The sequence below is a fragment of the Streptomyces sp. BE20 genome, from assembly GCF_036322525.1.
Lineage (GTDB): Bacteria > Actinomycetota > Actinomycetes > Streptomycetales > Streptomycetaceae > Kitasatospora.
Map to the genome: position 1 here is coordinate 1 of NZ_JAQYWW010001197.1, position 996 is coordinate 996.

The window sequence follows — 996 nt, forward strand, 5'->3', positions numbered from 1 at the left end:
CCTGGCCAGCCCCACCGGCATCTTCCTGCTGCGCCAGCACTTCGTGACGCTGCCCGTCCAGCTCGACGAGGCCGCCGCCATCGACGGCGCCGGCCGGCTGCGCACCCTGGTGAGCATCCTGCTCCCCAACTCCTGGGCGGCGCTGGGCACCGTCGCGGTGCTGAAGTTCATGTGGACCTGGGGCGAGTTCGCCTGGCCCTCGCTGGTCACCAACAACGAGATGCTGCGCACGCTGCCCGTCGGACTGGCCCAGTTCCAGAACCAGTTCGCCCCCCGCTGGGATCTCCTGATGGCCGGCTCCGTGCTGGCCGCGATCCCGGTGGTCCTCGCCTTCGTCCTCCTCCAGCGGACCTTCGTCCGCGGACTCACCGGTGGTGCGGTGAAGGAGTAGGACGAGAACCCCCCGAGTCCAGGTCGGGAAACCCGGGGAGAACCGCAGGCCCGGTCGTTGCCGGAGGGAGGCGACGACCGGGCCTGCGGCATGTCCGGAGCCGTTCCCGGGCCCTGCCCGTTGTCCCGCCCGCGGGCCCGCCGTGCCCCGGCGGACGGCGCCCGTCGTGCCCGGCCGTGACGCGGCGGAGCAGCGGGGGCCGGTCGCCGCACGGGGCCCGGGTACGGACGGTCCGCGGTCCGGAACGGCCCCGGCGCACGGGTGCGGCGGGGCAGCGGTGCGGCCGGCCCGGCGGCACGGAGCCCGGTGAGTGGTACGGCGCCCGGCCCGACCGGGGCAGACCGGGGCTCCGGCGCCGGAACGGGGGTTCGGGGCACAGGCTCGGCCCTGTCCCGAAACGCCGAAGACCTGGGCCGCGGAACAGCTGACGGTGCCGTTCCGCGGCCCAGGGGTCACGGGGGGTGCGGTCCGGCCGGTCGTCAGAACCGGGCGATCACGTACCGGTCGACGGTGTCCTCGTCGAGCTCGAAGCCCAGGCCGGGCCCGGTCGGGACGACCAGCGCGCCGTCGGTGAACTTCGGCGGGTTGACCAGGATGTTCTCCCG

The 996-nt window shown here is 74.8% G+C and carries 1 protein-coding gene; it reads left to right on the forward strand.

Annotation, left to right across the window (positions count from 1 at the left end):
- Positions 1 to 391, forward strand: a 391-nt coding sequence (locus PUR61_RS38385) for a carbohydrate ABC transporter permease (RefSeq protein WP_329879884.1), incomplete at its 5' end; no start/stop codon positions are given.
- Between the last annotated feature and the right edge of the window lie 605 nt (positions 392 to 996).